We start from the raw sequence: 19173 nt of genomic DNA on the forward strand, positions 1-19173 counted from the left end.
GCCTGGCCGGGCATCTGCCGCCACGCCGGGCACCCATCACCAAGCCGGCTGAACCGGTTGGGGCAGACGGCTTTTGGGAATCAGTTCCGGACAGACCGATTTAGGCCTCGGTGGGCAGTGCAGCTGCGGCGGCTCGGTCGACGATGAAGGTCGCGTTGGGGTGCCGTTGCAGGAACGACGCCGGACAATCGGGCGTCACCGGCCCGGCCACCGCGTCGGCGATCGCTTGTGCCTTGGCCGCGCCGAAGGCCATCAGGACCAACCGCTTGGCTTTCAGAATCGTAGCGATGCCCATCGTGATCGCTTGGCGAGGCACATCATCGGGCGAATCGAAGAATCGCGAATTGGCTTCGATCGTTTCATCGGCCAATTCGACCAGCCGCGTCCCGCTTTCGCCGGGTGACCCCGGTTCGTTAAATCCGATGTGGCCGTTGTCGCCGATGCCCAGCAATTGCCAGTCGATGCCGCCGGAGGTTTGAATCTTCTTTTCGAACAATTCGGCGGTCGACAGAAAATCGTTCGCCACGCCCGCCGGGATGTGGGTGTGATGATCGGGAACGTCGATGGCGTCGAACAGGTGCGTTCGCATGAACGCCGCGAAGCTTTGTGGATGCTCCGGCGACAAGCCGACGTATTCGTCCAAATTGAACGTCGTGATTTTTGAAAAGTCGACGTCGCCGGCACGATACCGACGGATCAATTCTTCGTACACCGCAATGGGTGTGCTGCCGGTGGCCAATCCCAGGACGGCCGACGGTTTCGCGCCGACCAACTGAATGATTTCGTCGGCGACGTGGTGCGATGCCTGCTGGATGTCGTCGAAGACAAGCATCCGTTTGGCATCGAAGGACGGGCGAGGCGTTGAGTTCATACGATTTCTTTCTCTGCTTGGTCGATCGCGCGGGCGACCAAACCTTCGACGGCTTCGGGGGAATCCAAGCTGCGCATCAACGGTGTCTTCAAATCGGGTCGGACGAACAGGCGAACACGCTTGACGTGCCGATCGAATTGCCGGTTGGCCAGGACCGAAGCGACGGGGCTTAACCGGCCCAGGGGGCGAACCTGGGCATCATCGTCGACGATATCGATATTGATGTCGACTTCTAATTTGACCGGCGGTGCGTCGATCAGGACATCCGATGCATGAACCGCCAAGCCGGTTTCGGTCGACATCAACCGTGCCAAATTTTCCGCCGCCGCGACAAGCCACCAGTACGGCCGCCGCGCCAATCGACAGTGTAGCGATTCACCCTCAATGACGTCGAATTGCGCCAGGCGTTTATGCAGACATCGACGGGGACCAAACAGCCCTTCGGCCAGGGGTTCGGCCATACTGCCGGCGGCCATCCGGCGGATCATGGCGATCCAAGTTGCATCATCCATCCGGAACGACGATTCCAGATCGACACGGTTTTGAAGCAGGAAAACACAGCGTTGAAGCATCGCGGTGGCCGATCGTACCGCATGGTGCCAATACACTTCGCTGAACATGACGTAACGCGCAAAGACCATCATCTCCGCCGCCGTTCGTCCTTTTTGGTGGATCGCCAATTCCGGACGCTCGGGGTGCACCACCATCGAATGGACCAGACGATCGGCGTCGAAATTGCGTCCGTACGGCACGCCCGCATGCCAGCTGTCGCGTTGCAAATAATCCAGCTTGTCGACGTCGATCGGACCGCTAAGACAACTGGTCAAAAAACGACAGGCGTCATCGTTTGCCCAAGCATTGTTGTGACGTCCGGTCAGAAAACCCATCACTTGGTCGGGCGTGCAGCGCCAGTCCTGTTCGAACGCTTCGGTGATTTCCGCGTCGTTCATCCAGAGTGCCGCGTGGTCTTCGTGGCGGCTGAGTCCGCCAAGCTGCATGTCTTCGATCGGGTGGCAAAACGGCCAGTGCCCGACATCATGTAGCAACGTTGCCAACAGAAACGCTTCGCCGACCGCCGGATCGGCGAAACGGTCATCGATGGCAAATCGATCCAGCAGCTTCAGCCCGTAATGGTACACGCCCAGAGAATGTTCCCACCGACTGTGTGTCGCGCCGGGATAGACCAACGCGACCATGCCCAGCTGGCTGATCGATGCAAGTCGTCGCACCGGAGCGGTGTCCAGGATGCGACGGATGCGCGGTGTGATCGGGACGTCTTGCCGATCTGGAATGCGGACGACCGATTCGGGACGTCGCAGGGCGGTGATTTCGGGCAGATCCATCAGTGCGATTGGGCCTTTCGGATTCCGACGCTTAAACGTTCCGCGACGATTCGACGTCTTGCAGCAATTTGTTGATTGGCGGAATCGCCGCAAGCGATGACGAGGTGGATGGCAACGCGGTCGCTGCTGCCGGTGCGGCCCGTGGTCCCGGGCGGTCATCCACTTCGCGTCCGGCCAACACCACGCCGGCGACCAATGCCAACAAGACAACCGACAGGAAATACAGACCGCTGATGACCAGGCCGCTGGGGAATTCCAAATCAAACGCAGCCAGTGCGGCGAAGGCGCCACCGATGATCATCACGGCGAACGCGATCCCCGCGACCATCCAAGACATCTCTGATGCTTGGTCCAGATCCAATACATAGGCCGGCGCGAACGCATAGACGGCCCACAACACGGCAAAGACGGCCGACACGATCCCGACACGCTGCCACAATTCGGTGCCGCGGTACGGTTCCAATTCGCGGTCGTAAACCAAGTTGTATCCGGACCAAACCAGCGGTGGTGCCAACAATAGGATCCCCGCGATGGATGCCCAGATCGGCGTTTGGTCGGGGCCGGACATCATCCGGACGCCGACCGCAGCGGCAAAGATGGCGATGACCGAAACGATCGTCAGGATCAAGCCTTTGCGCGTGACATCGGTGTCTTCACGCGTGATGGGCTTCAGTACGCTGCGACCTTTGGAATCGGTCGGGGCGTCACTGGGGGCTTCGTGAATGACGACCTGTTCTTCGGCCGACGGGACCCTGATGACGTTCTTGCAATTCGGGCATGGCCCCTCTTTTCCCGCGAATTTGTCACTGACTTGGAATCGCTTCAGGCACTTGGGACAGGTGACTTGGATCGGCATGGTGGCGGTCAATCAGTGACGTCGAATCTCAATCGCGAAGGATCGACAGGGGGATTACAGACAAGGAAAGACAATCAGGGGGGGGCAAGCCGCGATGAAAGTTGGCTGCGGCAGTCAGCCGCGCTCGCATAGTTTCCCATGGCTCGATCGTTGCCCGCAACCCAGCGTTGACGAACCCGTCGCGTCCGATCCAATAGGCCGGCAAACCCCGACGCAAGAGATTCACCCCGCATGAACGATTCGACCCAAACCGGTGCGGCCGATCCGCCGGCCCACGTGGTGCTGTATCAGCCGGAGATCCCACAAAACACGGGCAACATCGGGCGAACCTGCGTGGCGACCGGAGCGCATCTTTGGCTGGTCCGGCCGATGGGGTTTCGCATCGACGAACGGCGGTTGCGACGCGCCGGGCTGGATTATTGGCAACATCTGACGTGGCATGACGTGCCCGATTGGGACCACTTGCGTCAGACGCATCAGGGACGTCGCATGTTCTATTTTTCCAAGACGGCCCAGCGGACGCTTTGGGATGCGGATTTTCGGCACGGGGACGTGTTCGTGTTCGGTCGCGAAACATCTGGCTTGCCACCGGAGATCTTGGATCCCAGCGACAGCCATGCGTTGCGGTTGCCGATGCAACCGGAGGTTCGCAGCTTGAATCTGTCCGTCACCGTCGGAATCGCGCTGTACGAACACCAACGACAGATGCTCCGGCAACAGGCTTGAAGCGATTCGATCCAGCGTCGATCAAACCCGCTAGGCTGCTTCGTCTTCAGTTTTCTGTGGGATTTCCAATGCGTCCGTGAAGGAGGTCTCTCACAGAGGCACGAAGGCACGGAGGTTTTGTTCGAGGTTCGGATGGAAAGCCGTGCTGGACCGATCGCTGGATCAAGCGTTCTGCAGCGTCCGCCCGACTCCCGGTTCTTTCCTCCGTGTCTTTGTGCCTCTGTGCGAGGCCCATCTCGTCCGGGGAAGGAGGTCTCTCACTGAGGCACGAAGGCACAGAGGTTTTGTTCGAAATTCGGATGGAAAGCCGTGCTGGACCGATCGCTGGATCAAGCCTTCTGCGGCGTCCTGCCAACTCTCCATACTTTCCTCCGTGTCTTTGTGCCTCCGTGCGCGGCAAACCGCACCCGGGAAAGGGAATCTTTAAAGAAGTCACGGAGTCACAGAGGATTGGTCCGCGGATGATCCGTCGGCATCAGTCTTCCGCTGTGTCGCATTCCGTGACGCAGCGGATCCATTTGTACAACGCCATTCCGGTGAGAGATCCCAGGACCGTGGCGATCAAATAGACCCAGATGTTGGTCAAGTTGCCTGACACCAACGCGGGACCCAACGAACGAAATGGGTTCATCGAAGCGCCGGTCATTGGGCCCGCCGTCATCGCTTCCATTCCGATCACCGCACCGACCGCCAAGCCTGCGGTGATCGATTTTTCCTTGGCGCCTGTCGAAACGCCCATCACGACGAACATCAAAATCAGCGTCATCATGAATTCGATCGCAAAGCCGCCAGCCACCGTGATGACCGGGTTGATCGCTGTCGAACCCAAGTTGGTTGAATCCACGCCGAACACCGCACGCAACGCTGCCGCACCAGCGATCGCACCGGCCAACTGTGCGATCGCGTACGGTCCGACTTCCCGCAACGGGAATCGGCCGGCCGCAGCAAAACCGATCGTGACCGATGGATTGATATGACATCCGCTGATATCGCCGATCGCGTAGATCAGCACCAGCACGACCAACCCCCAGACGATCGCCACGCCTTCGTGAGTCAGCGGTTCGACGAGTCCGGCGACGACCACGGCGCCACAACCGATGACGATCAAAAACATCGTCCCCAGGAACTCGGCGACGCAGCGGTGAAACAGTGGTGTTTGCATGGGCGAAAGCGTATCAGCCGGTCACCGGCCGTAAACCGCACCTTGGTAAAGATGAAACGTCCCGCCCTCGGGCAGTCCCACGCGAATGAAACGTCCACGGGTGTTCGGCGGCAATTCGATCATCCACTGGCTTTGTGGCTTCTGTGCTTGCCAGACTTCGCGGTAATTCTTTCCGTCGTCCGAAACCCAAACCGTCAGTCCATCGGCACGTTCTTGCAACCCGGTTCGATTCCGCAACCACACGTAACGAATCTCCGATGGCCGAGCCAATCGAATGGTCACGTGCGGGTTGTCGGTATCGTGATCACTGTGGAACGCAAAGTCGAAGGCTTCGCGCGGCACGTCGCTTAGGAACAAGTACGACTCGTCATTCCATCCGGAATTGCTGAATCGCCCGCCGAAGCGAATGTGGGCGTCACGTGAGATTTCTTGGAAACCGTCGTGTGACCGCAGTTTGACGTCTTTCTGTTGCAGTCCGATCCAACCGTCACGGTCGCGTGTGCCGCGGATCGATTTTTGTGACGACAGGTAACTGATCAAGTCCAAGAATTCGATCGGGGCGATGGTCTTGATCAAACCTTCAGGCATCGAACTGGCCTTTTTGGGCTGAACAAAATCGATGTCGTCCTGCAGGATGTCGACTTGTTTTCCGTCGGCGATGCCGAGTGACAGAACTTCATCGGTTTCCTTCAACACAAAACCCGTTTGCACCACGCCGTCCAGCGTCAATACGGTCACCGTTTCGAATCCTTTGGCGATCGTGTCATTGGGATGGATGATCGCCGTGATCAGTTGCTCCTTCGTCATTCGCGATCCAATGTCGCTCAAGTCGGGGCCAAACTTTTTGCCCAGGTCACCGATCATGTGACAGGCCGAACAAACTTGTTTGAAAACGCCTTCGCCACGTCGGCTGCTGCCGCCGCGTAAGCCGGCCAAGGTGCGGATGGCGTTGTGCCGATCGATTTCGGATGCATCTTCGTTTTCGGCGATCTCCAGCGGTGTCACCGCCGCACCGCCCGGTCCGGTCTTGCGTTGAAAGCGAACCAGATAGTCTTTCGCCGTTTGCGACGAATCGGCCAGAAAGTCGTCACGTTTTTGGGCCGGTTCCCAGACGGGCTGTAACGCATGCAGGGTGTGTTCCAGCGTGTAATCGATCCAGTAATCCATCGATCGCTCGGCCGCGCTTAGCGCGATTTCCAGCGACCGCATGGTGTGGATGAAGCTGAGACCACGGACCGCTTCCAAGCGGACGCGCGGGTGCGGGTCGTCCATCGCACGTTCCAGGTATTCGATCAGCGCCGGCTGGCGATCGCGTTCGTTGGTCAGGACATGGATCGCCGCGGCGCGAGCCCGATAGTCGTCGCACGCCAAGATGCGATCGACCAATGCAGTGTCGACGGCGCGGAACGCTTCCTGTAACCACAGTCCTTCGCACCATTGTTGCGGGTCGTCGGTCGCGTTGACGTGACGCTTCACCGCCGCCAAGACTTCCGTTCGGTCACGATCCCACAGTTCGCGTCGGGCGCGATAACGTGTGCGGGGTTCGTAAACGCTGAGCTGTTGGACTAGTTCGTCCACCGTTTTGTCGGCTTGCGTGATCGGCTGCAGCAACGGTTTGTTCTTATTGACCAATCGATACACACGACCGTGTTTGTGGTCGCGGTTGGGGTCACGTTGTGAATACTGCATGTGACCGATCAATGCGTTGCACCAATCGCCAAACCAAACCGCACCGTCGGGACCGATCTTCGGATCGACCGGACGAAAAATGATGTCGGTCGATGACAACAGGTCATCCACACGCCGGCCGTCGAATCCCGCGCCGTCGGATTCGTTTTGCAATTCGAACCGTGGCATGCCGTGCATGTTGATCACGCACGCATAGATGAATTGCCCCTGCATGTCATCGGGCAGGTGTCGCGACAGCAAAAATTCGTTGCCCACCGCCGGTCGCATGCCTTCGTTGTCGAAGTTCGGCTCCAGTGTCCGTCGGGTGTTCACTTCGAATCCCGACAGCGGGCTGGTCCAGTGTTGTTTGGCGTTGGTGCCATCGCCGACCATGCCGTTGCCCCAGGGATCAAATACCAGGCACCATGGATTGCCATAACCGGGAGTGCGAAAGTGTTGAAAGCTCAGGCTGTGAGGATCCAACACATAGCATCCGGCGGTTCCTTTGTTTCGAAACGCTCCCCAAGGTGTTTCCAGGGTGGTCGACAAAGAGATGCCTTCCAGCATGTGGAGCCGTCCACCGTGGGACCATTCCCAAGCGCCGACCGTGTGGTGAGTGTCATCGGTCGCGATGCCATCGACGACGGTTTCGACCAGATCGGCGCGGTCGTCGCCGTCGGTGTCTTTTAGAAACAAGATTCGCGGTTCGTCGACGACCAGGACGCCGCCATTGTAAAACTCAAATCCCGTTGGACAGATCAGCTTGTCATAGAACGTGATGCACTTGTCCGCCCGGCCGTCGTTGTCGCTGTCTTCGAAAATCAACAAACGGTCGCTGGGACGCTCGGCACCCGGTTGCCATTGAGGGTAATTCGGCATACACGAAACCCACAAACGCCCCCGGTTATCGAAAGCAATCTGGTTCGGGTTTGCCAGTTCGGGAAATTCACGCTCCGATGCAAACAGTTGGACCTCCATGCCGTCGGGGACCGTCATCATCTGGATCGACTGTTCCGGCGTCGGGTATTCCAGCACCTCCGGTTCGCGCAGCTTGCGAAAATTTTCATCTCGCGTGCCGAACATCGTCTCCGGGGTGAACAGGTCGCCGGTGTTCGAATCGTCGGGCTGTTCGGGCACGTCACGACCGGCGGCCAAGTCCCAGATGTATTGATCGCGGACTTCGACGATCCCGCGGATCTTTTTGTATTCTCTCGGGAACGTTTCGGTGTCCCAGGTGCGGCGGCCGCCATAGACATACCAACCGTTGAGCATTCGATAGTCTTGCAAGTGAAACCAAGACTTATCGTTGACCCAGCGGCGGACGTCTTCGAATTTGGACATCCCGATTCCGACCGGATGGTTGTCGCCAAAGATCGCCGTGTCGATCAGTCGGCCGACCAAGCGATCGCCCGCTTCGTTGACGTGAACACCGTTGATCGTGAACTGAGCCCCGGCTTCCTTTTGGAACTCGGCCAGCGTGGGCGTGAAAAGGTCGACAAAGCCGTGTCCGTCGTCGTCGGCCAGTTGCCGAATCGCTTCGGTGTACGCGGCCAGATTGCGATTGTGTTGGACGCCATTGGGCTGCAGCGGGTTGCCGGTCGGCTCAAACGCGATCGGGCTGACCAAGATGAACGAGGGCTGCCGGCCGTCTTGGGTGAAACGTTCGGTTTGCTGTTTCAGATAATCGCGATAGTCGGCGACGAAAGCTTCCAAAGCCGCCGGATCGGTACCGGCGAACGATTCATTGAACCCGAAGAAGCACAGGAACGTCTGGGGGTCGAACACCTCCAGCGGGTCGTCGATTTTGGTGTAATTGCTGGGGCGTTGTTGGTTTCCGACTTCGTCGGCCGGCCAACCGAAATTGCGAAAGCGAATTTGTTTGTCGGGAAAACGCGTGTGCAACAGCGCTTCGAAATGCCCGTACTGGTTCATCCGCTCGGCCAGCGAATTGCCGACCGCGACGACTCGTTCATTTTGGCGAATCGGCCAAACTACGGCGTCTTTTTTTTTTCCGGCCGGTCGCGTGCTTCGAAGACGGGCGACCCTTTCGGATCGGGCATGGAGGGTGACCGGCCCAAGCCGAAATCGGCGGGCTGTAGGTCGGCGTTCTTCCAGTACCCTTCGGTACGAATGAAGCCATAGAAGCTGGGATAGAACGGATCGACGAATGCGACATCGGCCGACGCGGGGACGTCCAGGCCTGTCAAATGATACGTGGCATTGACCACCAAGCGTCGCAGGTCTTCGTCCGCCAAGTCGATTGCCGCGCCGGCGGTGGTGCAGAACGACGTGCCCGTGCCGCCGTCGGGGGCGGTGTAGGTGTGCAGCCAAGCAAACGGTTGCATCGGAGCGTTCAGTTCGCCGTCGACGTTGACGGACTTGGGATCCAACGATTCGGTGACCGCACCGCGAAGCAACACGCGGTCGGCGTCGGTCAAGTGGGTGACGCCGTACACGTCACTGGGCACAAAAATTTCGCCGACGCCGTTTAAGATCGGATGGTCGGCATATTCTTTCTGGACGACGCCGCGGGCCCCTTGGACTTTGTGTTTGCCGTGGTGATTCACCCATTCTTCGCCCAAGACACGCAGTCCCCATTTGTCATAAGAAATGTCGCCGCCGAAGGATTGGTCGCCTTTGAATCCGTGTGTCGATGTTCGCAAACCGATGATCGGTTTTCCGGCGTTCAAGTAGGCCGTCATGTGGGCGGCGTCGGCCGCCGACGGCGTACGGAATCGTGTGCCGACGATGATCAGGTCGGCATCGTCCAGCGTTTCCCAGCCGCGGACGCCGGTGTGATTGTTCGGGTCGATGTAGGTGCCGTCCTCGGACATCGAAAACAAGACGGTGCAATGAAAGCCATGCTTTTGGCTCAGGATCTTGCCCAGCATCGGCATCGCTTCTTCGGACCGATATTCCTCATCACCGCTGATCAGGACGACGTGTTTGCCGTTGCCGTCGCCCGGTGGGGTGAACACCAGCCGATCGTCGGCGGCGAAAACGGGGGACACAAGGAACATCGCGGAGCAAAACGCGACGACGCGAGACAGAACCGAGGACATGGACGCTCTGTTGAAACAGGTGGGGCTTGGACGGGGTGGGGACAGGCTGGCCTGTCGAGAAGTGTCGCAGTATAGATCAAACCGACGCCGGGGTGGCGTTGCCGATGGTCCACCAGGTCTGGCCGAATGCGGCCCGCCCAGCCGTCGGTGATATCTGTTCAGTGGCGGCGGCGTGCGGCACGAGCGCCGGGGTCTCGTGGCTGGTGGGTGCCGCGACTCTGGCGGATCGCCGCGATGGAGGTGGCTTTGACTTTTTTGACCATGACCGCTGTGCGATCGTCGTATGTTGTTGCGCACAAGCCTGTCGCGTGAATGCATCCCACGTTGCATCGACGCCAGGTCCCCGCCATTGCCTTCCTTCCCACCTTTGATGCTCCTTCGATTCATGTCCCCCCGAATTTGGTTGATCGCGTTTCTTGCCGTCTGGTCCGTTCCACTTGCCACTCCCGTGTTGTGTTCCGCGGCGGATCGGACGTCCGACGGCGATGGCCCGGTTGATCCCGTCTTCAATCGTGCGCCGCTTGCGGCCAAGCCGTACAGCGAATTGCCGCTCGGTTCGATCCAGCCACGTGGCTGGCTGCGCGATGAATTGCAGCGGATGGCCGATGGGATGACCGGTCACCTGGACCAGTGGTATCCCGAAGTCTGTGGCGATCGCAACGCGTGGCTGGGTGGCGACGGGGACACGTGGGAGCGTGGTCCGTACTGGATCGATGGTCTGTATCCCCTGGCCAAGTTGTTGGACGACCGTGACTTGGAAGCCAAGGCGATGCGGTGGATCGAATGGACGTTGGCCAACCAGCGTGAAAGCGGTCAGATCGGCCCCTACGGAATCAAGTCCGCCGATCGCACCGTACCGCCGCCACGCGGTGCGCAAGTGTTGAAGCCGGACGATTGGTGGCCGCGGATGGTGATGTTGAAGATCTTGCAGCAACACTACATGGCCACCGGCGATCCGCGAGTGGTCGAAAGCTTGACACGGTACTTTCGATTCCAGTTAAGCGAACTTCCCGAGCGACCGTTGCATGATCCCGACAATCCGGCCAGCGGATCATGGTGGGCCGCCCAACGTGGTGGCGACAATTTGATGGTCGTGTTGTGGTTGTACAACGTGACCGGCGATGCGTTCTTGTTGGAATTGGCCGATCTGATCCATCAGCAAACCGTCCCGGTGACGGATTGGTTTTCGCCGGGCGTGGACAACATGATCCGTCGCCGCGGTGACCAGGGGGACGCGCTGCACTGCGTCAACTTGGCCCAGATGATGAAGACGCCGGTGATCCGTTGGCAGCAGGACCAAGACCATCGTCACCTGGCTGCGGTGGCCAACGCGCTGGCCGACATACGCACGTTCCACGGACAACCGCATGGGCTGTACGGTGGCGACGAAGCGATGCATGGCGATGCACCGGATCGTGGCAGTGAGCTGTGCACGGCGGTGGAGATGATGTATTCGCTGGAAAAAATGTTTGCGATCACCGGCGATGTTTCATTCGGCGACCGTCTGGAAAAGATCGCGTTCAACGCCTTGCCAACTCAGTGCACCGACGACCATCACGCAAGGCAATACTTCCAACAAACCAATCAGGTGCAGTGCACGTTCGGGTCGCGTGACTTTTTCAACGACCACGGCGACCGAGTCGTTTATGGGCTGTTGAGTGGTTATCCCTGTTGTACTTGTAATCTGCACCAGGGCTGGCCCAAGTTTGCACAGCATTTGTGGATGGCATCGGCCGACGGCGGGTTGGCTGCGGTCGCCTATGCACCGTCGGTGGTGACCACTCGGGTCGATGGCAATCGAACGGTGACGCTTTCGATGGACACGGGGTACCCGTTCCACTCGGACATCGCAATCGATGTCAGTGTCGACGGCGGTGCGGTGTCATTTCCGCTGCACGTTCGGATTCCCGCGTGGGCCGAAGGTGCGCAGGTCCGCGTCAATGACGGAGCGATGCAATCGGTGGACGCCGGCACGATGCACGTGCTTGCGCGACGCTGGGAATCGGGTGACCGTGTGGAATTGCGTTTCCCCATGCCCCTGCGCAGTACCACTTGGTTTGCGCGATCCAAGGCGATCGAACGCGGGCCGTTGGTGTTCGCCCTGGATGTCCCGGCCCGGTGGGATGACGTCATTCAGCCGCGTCCCGATGGGGTTCCCGAAACGGCGATGCACCGCGGCTATCGCGAAGCCCACCCGAAGCAGCGGTGGAATTACGCGTTGCCCGGCGCGGTTGTGAACCAGCCGGACGCCAATGTCCAGGTCGACGTCGCCGATTCGATCCCCGACAACCCGTGGACCAGCGAAACCGCCCCGGTGCGTTTGACGACCGTGGGGATCCGATTGCCCGATTGGACGGTTCATCGCAACAGCGCCGCGGTGCCACCGCTGAGCCCGGTGGATTTGCCCAAGGATTTCCAGCGTGACGAAATCACGTTGATCCCCTACGGCGCGACAACGCTGCGTGTGACCGAATTCCCGTGGGTTCGTAATGCGGATGCTTCGCTGGCGTTCACGCCGGATCAGTGGAAGTTTTCCCGTGCCTTTGCGTCGTACACGCACCCCAACAACACGGCCGATGCGGTGCGGATGCCGATCAAGCCGGTTTCTTCGTCTGACAAGTCGCGGCCGCGTTGGACCAGTTGGCCGCAACGTGGCCAGGATCAATGGATCGAAATTCGTTTTGATGGTCCCAGGGAATTGCGATCCTTGGGCGTCTATTTTTATGACGATCAACGCGGGATCCGTCCGCCGGGCGATTGGACCGTGCAAACTGACGACGGTGATGGCTGGAAAGACGTCACGTTGCCGGCTGGTACGACGTACAAGGCCAAGATTGACCAGTACAACGACGTCGACTTGGGCGGCATCGTGACCAGGGCGGTTCGTTTGTCATTGCGGCCATCCGGTACAGACAAATGCATCGGAGTGATGGACGTTCGCGTCGACAGCCGTCCGGCCGACACGTCATCGGCGTCACAAGAAGATTCGCAGGTCGGGGTGGCGTCGACCGACCCGCGTCCGAACTTTGTGTTCTTGATCACCGACGACATCAGTCCGGATGACCTGAGTATTTACGGCAACGGTTTTGTGTCGACGCCGAACCTGAAGCGGCTGGCCGATCGTGGGCTGGTGTTTGACAACGCCTATTTGACGATCAGTTCTTGTTCGCCCAGTCGATGCAGCATGATCACCGGTCGGTATCCGCATAATACCGGCGCTTCGGAGTTGCACCTGACGTTGCCGGAGGATCAAACCACGTTCGTCCAACTGCTGCGTGATGCCGGTTACCACACGATGATCTCGGGAAAGAACCACATGGCACCGCCGCAACAGTTGGGGTTCGTTGAATCCAGCGATGCCAAGCCCGCCGGGGCGGAAAAGTGGGTTCAGCACTTGCGGGACCGTCCCGCCGATCGGCCGTTCTTCGCTTGGTTTGCTTCGCATGATGCCCACCGGGCGTTCGAGATCACCGACGACGCACCGGTTTACGATCCCGAGCAGGTGAAGGTGCCGCCGATGATGTACGACGGACCGGAAACGCGGGCCGAGCTGGCCGGTTTTTATCACGAAGTCAGTCGGACGGATCACTTCTTGGGCAAGGTCATGGATGAACTGCAGCGTCAGGGCATCACGGATAACACCTACGTGGTTTATTGCAGCGACAACGGTCGGCCGTTTCCCCGGTGCAAGACGTATCTGTATGACAGTGGCATTCAAACCCCGTTGGTCGTCGCGGGCCCGGGGGTTGCCGTCGGGCGGACCGAATCGTTGGTCAGCTCGATTGACTATGCGGGGACGTTTTTGGAATTGGCGGGGCTGGAACATCCGGACACCGTTCAGGGCGTCAGTCTGGTGGACGTGTTCCAGGATCCGGACGCTCGCGTGCGAGACGTGGCGTTTGCAGAGCGAAACTGGCACGTTTACCAGAACCACCAGCGTGCCGTTCGTGCGGGCGACTGGTTGTACATTTGGAACGCGTGGCCGGACCGATACAGCGTCGCCGGCGAAAGTTCGTCGTACGTGTTTGCCGCGGTCCGTGAACTTTGGCAGGCGGCCGAGCGCGGCAAGCTGAATGACGCGCAGGCCTTGCTGACTCTGCCCCAACAGCCGGCGGAGATGCTGTTCAACGTCCGCAATGATCCCTACCAATTCGACAACTTGGCGGACGAAGCACGCTATGCGGAAACCCTGGCCACGATGCGAGGGCTGTTTCGTGATTGGGAACGCGAGACCGGCGACTGTGTGCCGCAGCAGCCCACGCCCGACCGGCAATCGCTGCACAAAGGCGGCGGTGGCAACACCAAACGCGGCCAACAGCCGGGGCAGGCCAACGGTGCGACGGAGATCAATGCGGCGGGCCCGGTATGGATCGACTGACGCCGATGCGTCAAAACGGTGGAGCCACCGACGGCCTTGTTAATAATGTGGCCCCGCCGCCAGTGGGGCTTCTGAATATTGGATACACGTCACCCTGCGAAAAGTCGCCCCAGCTATGCTCTGTTCGTCACGTCATTCATGGATTCGATGCATCGTTCCCGCACTGGTCTTGCCACTGGTGGTTTTGCCGGCCTTGGCCGTGGCGGCTGACGGTCGCGCCGAGGTCGATGCGGTGGAAACGCCTCAGGTGGCCGATGCGGAACTCACAATCCAGGCGACCGTCGTGTCCGATTTGCCGCACGGCGTGGTGCTGGCCCAGGGCGGTCAACAGAACGGGTATGCCCTGGGGTTTGATTACGGCCGTCCGGTCTTTTCGATTCGCCGCGACGGCAGGGTGACGGAGGTGGCCGGTCGCCAGGTGGTCATCGGCCGCGTGGATCTGACGATCAACTGGGACGCCGAAAACGTGACGATTCAGGTCTTGGGTGGCGAGAAGGTTCAGGCGAAGTCGCCCGGTTTGCTGTCTCGCCAGCCCGGCGAACCGCTCAGCATCGGCCGCGACCGTGGCACCGCGGTCGGCAGCGACTGGGATCCCCGGGAATTCCGCGGCAAGGTGGTCTCGTGGGACGTCATGGTAGGGAAGGTGGCAGGGGAGCAGGTCGACGGGGGACAGGAAGAGGAGAAGGTGGCAGGGGAGCAGTTCGACGGGGGACAGGAAGACGGGGGACAGGAAGACGGGGGACAGGAAGACGGGGGACAGGAGGCGATGGAGGAATCGGCCGAGGAGTCAGGATCCGGAAACCCGTCTCCTGAGGACCCGTCTGCTGAGGACCCATCTGCTGAGGACCCGTCTGCTGAGGACCCGTCTGCTGAGGACCCGTCTGCTGAGGACCCGTCTGCTGAGGACCCGTCTGCTGAGGACCCGTCTCCTGAGAACCCGTGATCAGCGGGGGCGTTCGGCCGTGCATAAATCGGGCCAAATTTGTGGGCTTTCCCCTTTTCGGTCCAATCTTATCTTGCTAGGTTACCGCGGTGATTATCGGCCCCGGATTTGCGCACTGCGTATTGCTTGATTCAGCCCTCTCCGGGCGGACGACTCTGTCCCGCCCCAAATACTGCCTGACGAGGTTTCCCGACGTGGGTCGGCCGCCCTTGCGGTCTGACTTGGTGACGTCGCGGCGACTCCGCTGAACGTTCGCGCCGCAAACGCTTCGCACGCACGGATGACATTCTTTCCAACTCACGCAGCCCAGATTCTTGATTCCGACCGCTTCGGCGGTGCCTGTCGTTAGATCCGACGCTGATTCTCCCTGACCCGAGCCAATCGTTTTTCCTCTTTGGAGCCACCCACCCACTATGGCAACGACCAGCAAGCGACGCCTGGAACCGACCGAAATCCGCAGGTTTGGCACCGGCCTTGGAAGCTTCGAACTGCCAGATTTGACGGCCCTTCAAACCGCCTCGTATGCGGATTTCTTGCAGGAGGAAGTGGAGCCGCAGAAGCGAAAGGATTTTGGTCTAGAAAGTGTGCTTCGCGAAATCTTTCCGATCGAAAGCTACGACGGAAATACGACGCTGGAGTACCTGTACTACGAACTGGGCAAGCCCCGCTACACCAGTCAGGAATGTCGCCAGTTGCGACTGACCTACGGCCGGCCGCTGCGGATTTGGCTGCGGCTGAATCGCGAGGAACCGCACGAGGAAGAGGTCTACCTGGGCGACCTGCCGATCATGATGGGTGGCGGTGAATTCATCATCAACGGTGCCGAGCGAGTCGTCGTCAGCCAGTTGCACCGCAGCCCCGGTGTCGACTTTGTCTTGGAGCAAGACACGACGACCGACCGCAAGTTGCCCAGTTGCCGCGTGATCCCCGAGCGTGGTTCGTGGATCGAAGTCAACGTGACCAAGAAGGATTCGTTGACCGTCCGGATCGACCAGAGCGGTAAGTTCGCGGCGACCACGTTGCTGCGTGCGATGGACCCGCGTTTGTCGACCGACGCAGACCTGCTGAACGCATTCTACGAAACCTACACCGAGAAGCTGGACAGCAGTTCGGCCGAAAAGATCGAGGGCCGCATCGCCGTCGACGACATCGTGTACCCCCGTGGTCACGAACGTGCCGGTGAAATCTTTGTCGAAGCCGGTCACCGGATCAGCAAGGACGTTGCCGAAAAGATCGTCACCGCGGAGGTGAAGTCGGTCGAATTGATGAATGCCCCCAAGGTGCCGTTGATCTTCAACACCTTGGGTGAAGACAACACCGCCAGCCACGAAGAAGCGTTGCTGCGGATCTACCAGCGTCTGCGTCCGGGGAACCCGCCGCAACTGGAAAAGGCCAAGACGCTGTTCGATGAAAAGTTCTACGACAGCAACCGTTATCGCTTGGGCAAGGTCGGTCGCTTCCGCTTGAATCGCAAGCTGGATTTGGGCGTCGCCGAGTCGGAAATGACGCTGCGTCCGGACGACATGATCGCAGCGATACGCTACCTGATCGACTTGTTCGATCCGGACACCGGTGCGGAGATCGATGACATTGACCACTTGGGCAACCGTCGTCTGCGAACGATCGACGAATTGGCCTGCGAAGAACTGCGCAAGGGCTTCCTGAAGCTGCGCCGGACCGTCCAGGAACGGATGAGCGTCAAGGATGCCCAGGACATGACCCCGCGTTCGCTGATCAATCCGAAGAGCGTTTCGGCGGCGATCGATTACTTCTTCGGTCGTGGCGAACTTTCCCAGGTCGTCGACCAGACCAACCCGTTGTCACAGCTGACTCACGAACGACGTTTGTCGGCGTTGGGTCCGGGCGGTTTGAACCGGAAACGTGCGGGCTTCGAAGTCCGGGACGTCCACATTTCTCACTACGGTCGAATTTGTCCGATTGAAACGCCGGAAGGCACGAACATCGGTCTGATCAGTTCGTTGGCGATCTTCGCCGGCGTCGATGATTACGGTTTCTTGGTCACGCCCTATCGCAAGGTCGCCGAAGGGAAGGTCACCGACGACGTCGTTTGGCTGCGTGCCGACGAAGAAAGCGAGTCTTACGTCGCTCCGGCTGATACCGAGGTCAAGGACGGCGCGTTGGTGCCGGGGCCGAACATGATCGCCCGCTTCCGCAGCGACTTTGAAATTGTGCAGCCGACTCAGGTCCACTACATGGACGTCGCCCCGGCCCAGATGGTCGGTGTTTCGGCCGGTCTGATTCCTTTCCTGGAACACGACGACGCGAACCGCGCGTTGATGGGGTCGAACATGCAGCGGCAAGCCGTGCCGCTGTTGGTCGCCGAACCCCCGATCGTCGGCACCGGGATGGAGCGCGAAGTCGCCAAGAACAGTTCGATGGTCATCCGTGCTCGGCGAGCCGGGAAGGTGACCCGCGCCGATGCGACCCGAATCGAAATCGGCAGCGACCACTACGAGCTGAAGAAATACCAGGGTCTGAACGAGCGGACCTGCCAAAACCAGAAGCCGCTGGTCACGGTCGGTGACAAGGTCGAAAAGGGCCAAATCATCGCCGACGGTGCCGCCACGCGGAACGGCGAATTGGCGCTTGGCCGAAACGTCTTGGTCGGGTTCATGTCTTTCGAAGGCTTCAATTACGAAGACGCGATCATCATCAGCGAAGAACTGGTTCGCAACGACACGTACACGTCGATCCACATCGAAGACTTCGACGTGGAGATTCGCGAAACCAAGCTGGGTCGCGAAGAATTCACTCGCGATATTCCCAACGTTTCCGAAAAAGCGTTGGCCGCGTTGGACGAAAGTGGCATCGTTCAGGTCGGAACCTATGTGAAGCCGGGTGACATCCTGGTCGGCAAGGTTTCACCGAAGTCGAAGACGGAATTGACGCCGGAAGAAAAACTGTTGCACGCGATCTTTGGTCGTGCCGGTGAAGACGTGAAGAACGATTCGCTGGAAGTCCCCTCGGGGATCGAAGGGATCGTCATCGACACCCAGAAGTTCTCGCGTCGTATGAGTCTGTCGGACGAAGAACGCAAGGCGTTCGAGCGTGAGCTGAAGGAGACCGAAACGACGGGCAACGCGGAAATCGCCAGCACCTTCGAATCGTTCGTTCGCGACCTTGAAGAAGCGGCCGGCAAAAAGCTGAAGGACACCACCGGGACCCCGCTGGCCGACGGCCAAGATCCCAAGTTCGTCGCCGAACGGGCCAACGTGTTCCGCATCGACCACGTCATGGACCAAGTCGAAGACGAGGAAAAGAAGCAAGCCGTCCACCAGGTTTACAAAAACCAGTGGGGGAACGTCGAAAACGCGCTGGATAACCGCGACCGCAAGCTGAACAGCATGAAGCGGGGGGATGAACTTCGCAGCGGCGTGTTGCAGATGGTCAAGGTTTACATCGCGACCAAGCGTTGCATCAGCGTCGGCGACAAGATGGCCGGTCGTCACGGGAACAAGGGTGTGATCGCCAAAATCTTGCCGATCGAAGACATGCCCTTCCTGCCCGACGGCACGCCGATCCAAATCATGTTGAACCCGCTGGGCGTTCCCAGCCGGATGAACGTGGGTCAGATTTTGGAAACCCACTTGGGCTGGGCCGGTGCCAAGATGGGCTTCCAAGCGATCACGCCGGTGTTCGACGGTGCCAGCGAAGAAGACATCAACAAGGTGTTGGCCGACGCCGAATTGCCCGCTCACGGTAAGGTTCGACTGCGTGACGGTCGCACCGGTGAACCGATGGAGCAGGAAACCACGGTGGGTTACATCTACATGTTGAAGCTGCACCACTTGGTCGACGACAAGGTTCACGCACGTTCCACGGGCCCGTATTCGTTGATCACCCAGCAACCGCTGGGCGGCAAGGCTCGCTTCGGCGGCCAACGTTTCGGGGAAATGGAAGTCTGGGCACTGGAAGCTTACGGTGCCGCTTACATCCTGCAGGAACTGTTGACGGTGAAGTCCGACGACGTCGAAGGTCGTACGAAGATCTACGAATCGATGGTCAAGGGCGAAAACACGTTGGAAGCCGGCACGCCCGCCAGCTTTGACGTGTTGACCAATGAAATCCGCGGCCTGGCGTTGAACATGCAGCTGGAGAAACGCCCGATCTGATACGAGGTGAAAGGTAACGGCTCGGCAGCCC

10 protein-coding genes are annotated in these 19173 nt (G+C 59.6%); 4 read left to right on the top strand and 6 right to left on the bottom strand.

The window, feature by feature from the left end; translation table 11 throughout:
* Window positions 1–100: 100 nt before the first annotated feature.
* From nagB to HFP54_RS17680, 3 genes are read right to left on the bottom strand one after another with little or no spacing between them, the layout of a single operon-like run.
* Window positions 101–871, bottom strand: coding sequence for a glucosamine-6-phosphate deaminase (gene nagB / locus HFP54_RS17670; RefSeq protein WP_197137739.1), 771 nt, complete (start codon window positions 869–871; stop codon window positions 101–103).
* Window positions 868–2214 carry an HD domain-containing protein gene (locus tag HFP54_RS17675; protein ID WP_168566179.1) on the bottom strand — a complete coding sequence of 449 codons (1347 nt, stop codon included), beginning with the start codon at window positions 2212–2214 and terminating at the stop codon, window positions 868–870. Before HFP54_RS17675 ends, nagB begins: the two co-directional genes overlap by 4 nt.
* Before the next feature lie 31 nt (window positions 2215–2245).
* Window positions 2246–3070: a zinc ribbon domain-containing protein gene (locus HFP54_RS17680; RefSeq protein WP_168566180.1), complete on the bottom strand. Its 825-nt coding sequence runs from the start codon at window positions 3068–3070 to the stop codon at window positions 2246–2248.
* A 231-nt stretch (window positions 3071–3301) separates the two neighbouring features.
* Between HFP54_RS17680 and HFP54_RS17685 the strand changes: the two genes are divergently transcribed.
* Complete coding sequence (locus HFP54_RS17685; RefSeq protein WP_146414553.1) at window positions 3302–3796, top strand: tRNA (cytidine(34)-2'-O)-methyltransferase; 495 nt, start codon at window positions 3302–3304, stop codon at window positions 3794–3796.
* Window positions 3797–4271: 475 nt separating this feature from the next.
* Here the strand turns inward: HFP54_RS17685 and HFP54_RS17690 are convergent, their stop codons facing one another.
* Genes HFP54_RS17690 through HFP54_RS17700 form a run of 3 tightly spaced genes read right to left on the bottom strand, consistent with a single transcriptional unit; the run spans window position 4272 to window position 9688 of the window.
* The gene (locus tag HFP54_RS17690; protein WP_168566181.1) at window positions 4272–4958 is read right to left on the bottom strand and encodes an aquaporin; all 687 of its coding nucleotides are present in this window, start codon (window positions 4956–4958) and stop codon (window positions 4272–4274) included.
* Window positions 4959–4979: 21 nt separating this feature from the next.
* A complete protein-coding gene (locus HFP54_RS17695) occupies window positions 4980–8609 on the bottom strand; it encodes a PVC-type heme-binding CxxCH protein (RefSeq protein ID WP_315853932.1) in 3630 nt (1209 codons plus the stop codon).
* 8 nt (window positions 8610–8617) lie between these two features.
* Complete coding sequence (locus HFP54_RS17700) at window positions 8618–9688, bottom strand: type 1 glutamine amidotransferase family protein (protein ID WP_168566183.1); 1071 nt, start codon at window positions 9686–9688, stop codon at window positions 8618–8620.
* A 385-nt stretch (window positions 9689–10073) separates the two neighbouring features.
* On the opposite strand from HFP54_RS17700, the gene HFP54_RS25755 reads away from it, so the two are divergent.
* From HFP54_RS25755 to rpoB, 3 genes are all read left to right on the top strand, one after another.
* Window positions 10074–14066: a sulfatase-like hydrolase/transferase gene (locus HFP54_RS25755; protein ID WP_235951986.1), complete on the top strand. Its 3993-nt coding sequence runs from the start codon at window positions 10074–10076 to the stop codon at window positions 14064–14066.
* A 169-nt stretch (window positions 14067–14235) separates the two neighbouring features.
* Complete coding sequence (locus HFP54_RS26020; protein WP_168566184.1) at window positions 14236–15009, top strand: hypothetical protein; 774 nt, start codon at window positions 14236–14238, stop codon at window positions 15007–15009.
* Window positions 15010–15422: 413 nt separating this feature from the next.
* Complete coding sequence (rpoB, locus tag HFP54_RS17715; RefSeq protein ID WP_146414549.1) at window positions 15423–19142, top strand: DNA-directed RNA polymerase subunit beta; 3720 nt, start codon at window positions 15423–15425, stop codon at window positions 19140–19142.
* The last annotated feature ends 31 nt before the right edge of the window (window positions 19143–19173 follow it).

Origin of the sequence: Crateriforma spongiae (genome assembly GCF_012290005.1) — a bacterium.
GTDB lineage: Bacteria > Planctomycetota > Planctomycetia > Pirellulales > Pirellulaceae > Crateriforma > Crateriforma spongiae.

Excerpts from the sequence above, each read along its gene's own strand:
- HFP54_RS25755 (WP_235951986.1), top strand. The coding sequence starts at position 10,074 with ATGTCCCCCCGAATTTGGTTGATCGCGTTTCTTGCCGTCTGGTCCGTT.
- HFP54_RS17685 (WP_146414553.1), top strand. The coding sequence starts at position 3,302 with ATGAACGATTCGACCCAAACCGGTGCGGCCGATCCGCCGGCCCACGTG.
- HFP54_RS17675 (WP_168566179.1), bottom strand. The coding sequence starts at position 2,214 with ATGGATCTGCCCGAAATCACCGCCCTGCGACGTCCCGAATCGGTCGTC.
- HFP54_RS17680 (WP_168566180.1), bottom strand. The coding sequence starts at position 3,070 with ATGCCGATCCAAGTCACCTGTCCCAAGTGCCTGAAGCGATTCCAAGTC.
- rpoB (WP_146414549.1), top strand. The coding sequence starts at position 15,423 with ATGGCAACGACCAGCAAGCGACGCCTGGAACCGACCGAAATCCGCAGG.
- HFP54_RS17690 (WP_168566181.1), bottom strand. The coding sequence starts at position 4,958 with ATGCAAACACCACTGTTTCACCGCTGCGTCGCCGAGTTCCTGGGGACG.
- HFP54_RS17700 (WP_168566183.1), bottom strand. The coding sequence starts at position 9,688 with ATGTCCTCGGTTCTGTCTCGCGTCGTCGCGTTTTGCTCCGCGATGTTC.
- nagB (WP_197137739.1), bottom strand. The coding sequence starts at position 871 with ATGAACTCAACGCCTCGCCCGTCCTTCGATGCCAAACGGATGCTTGTC.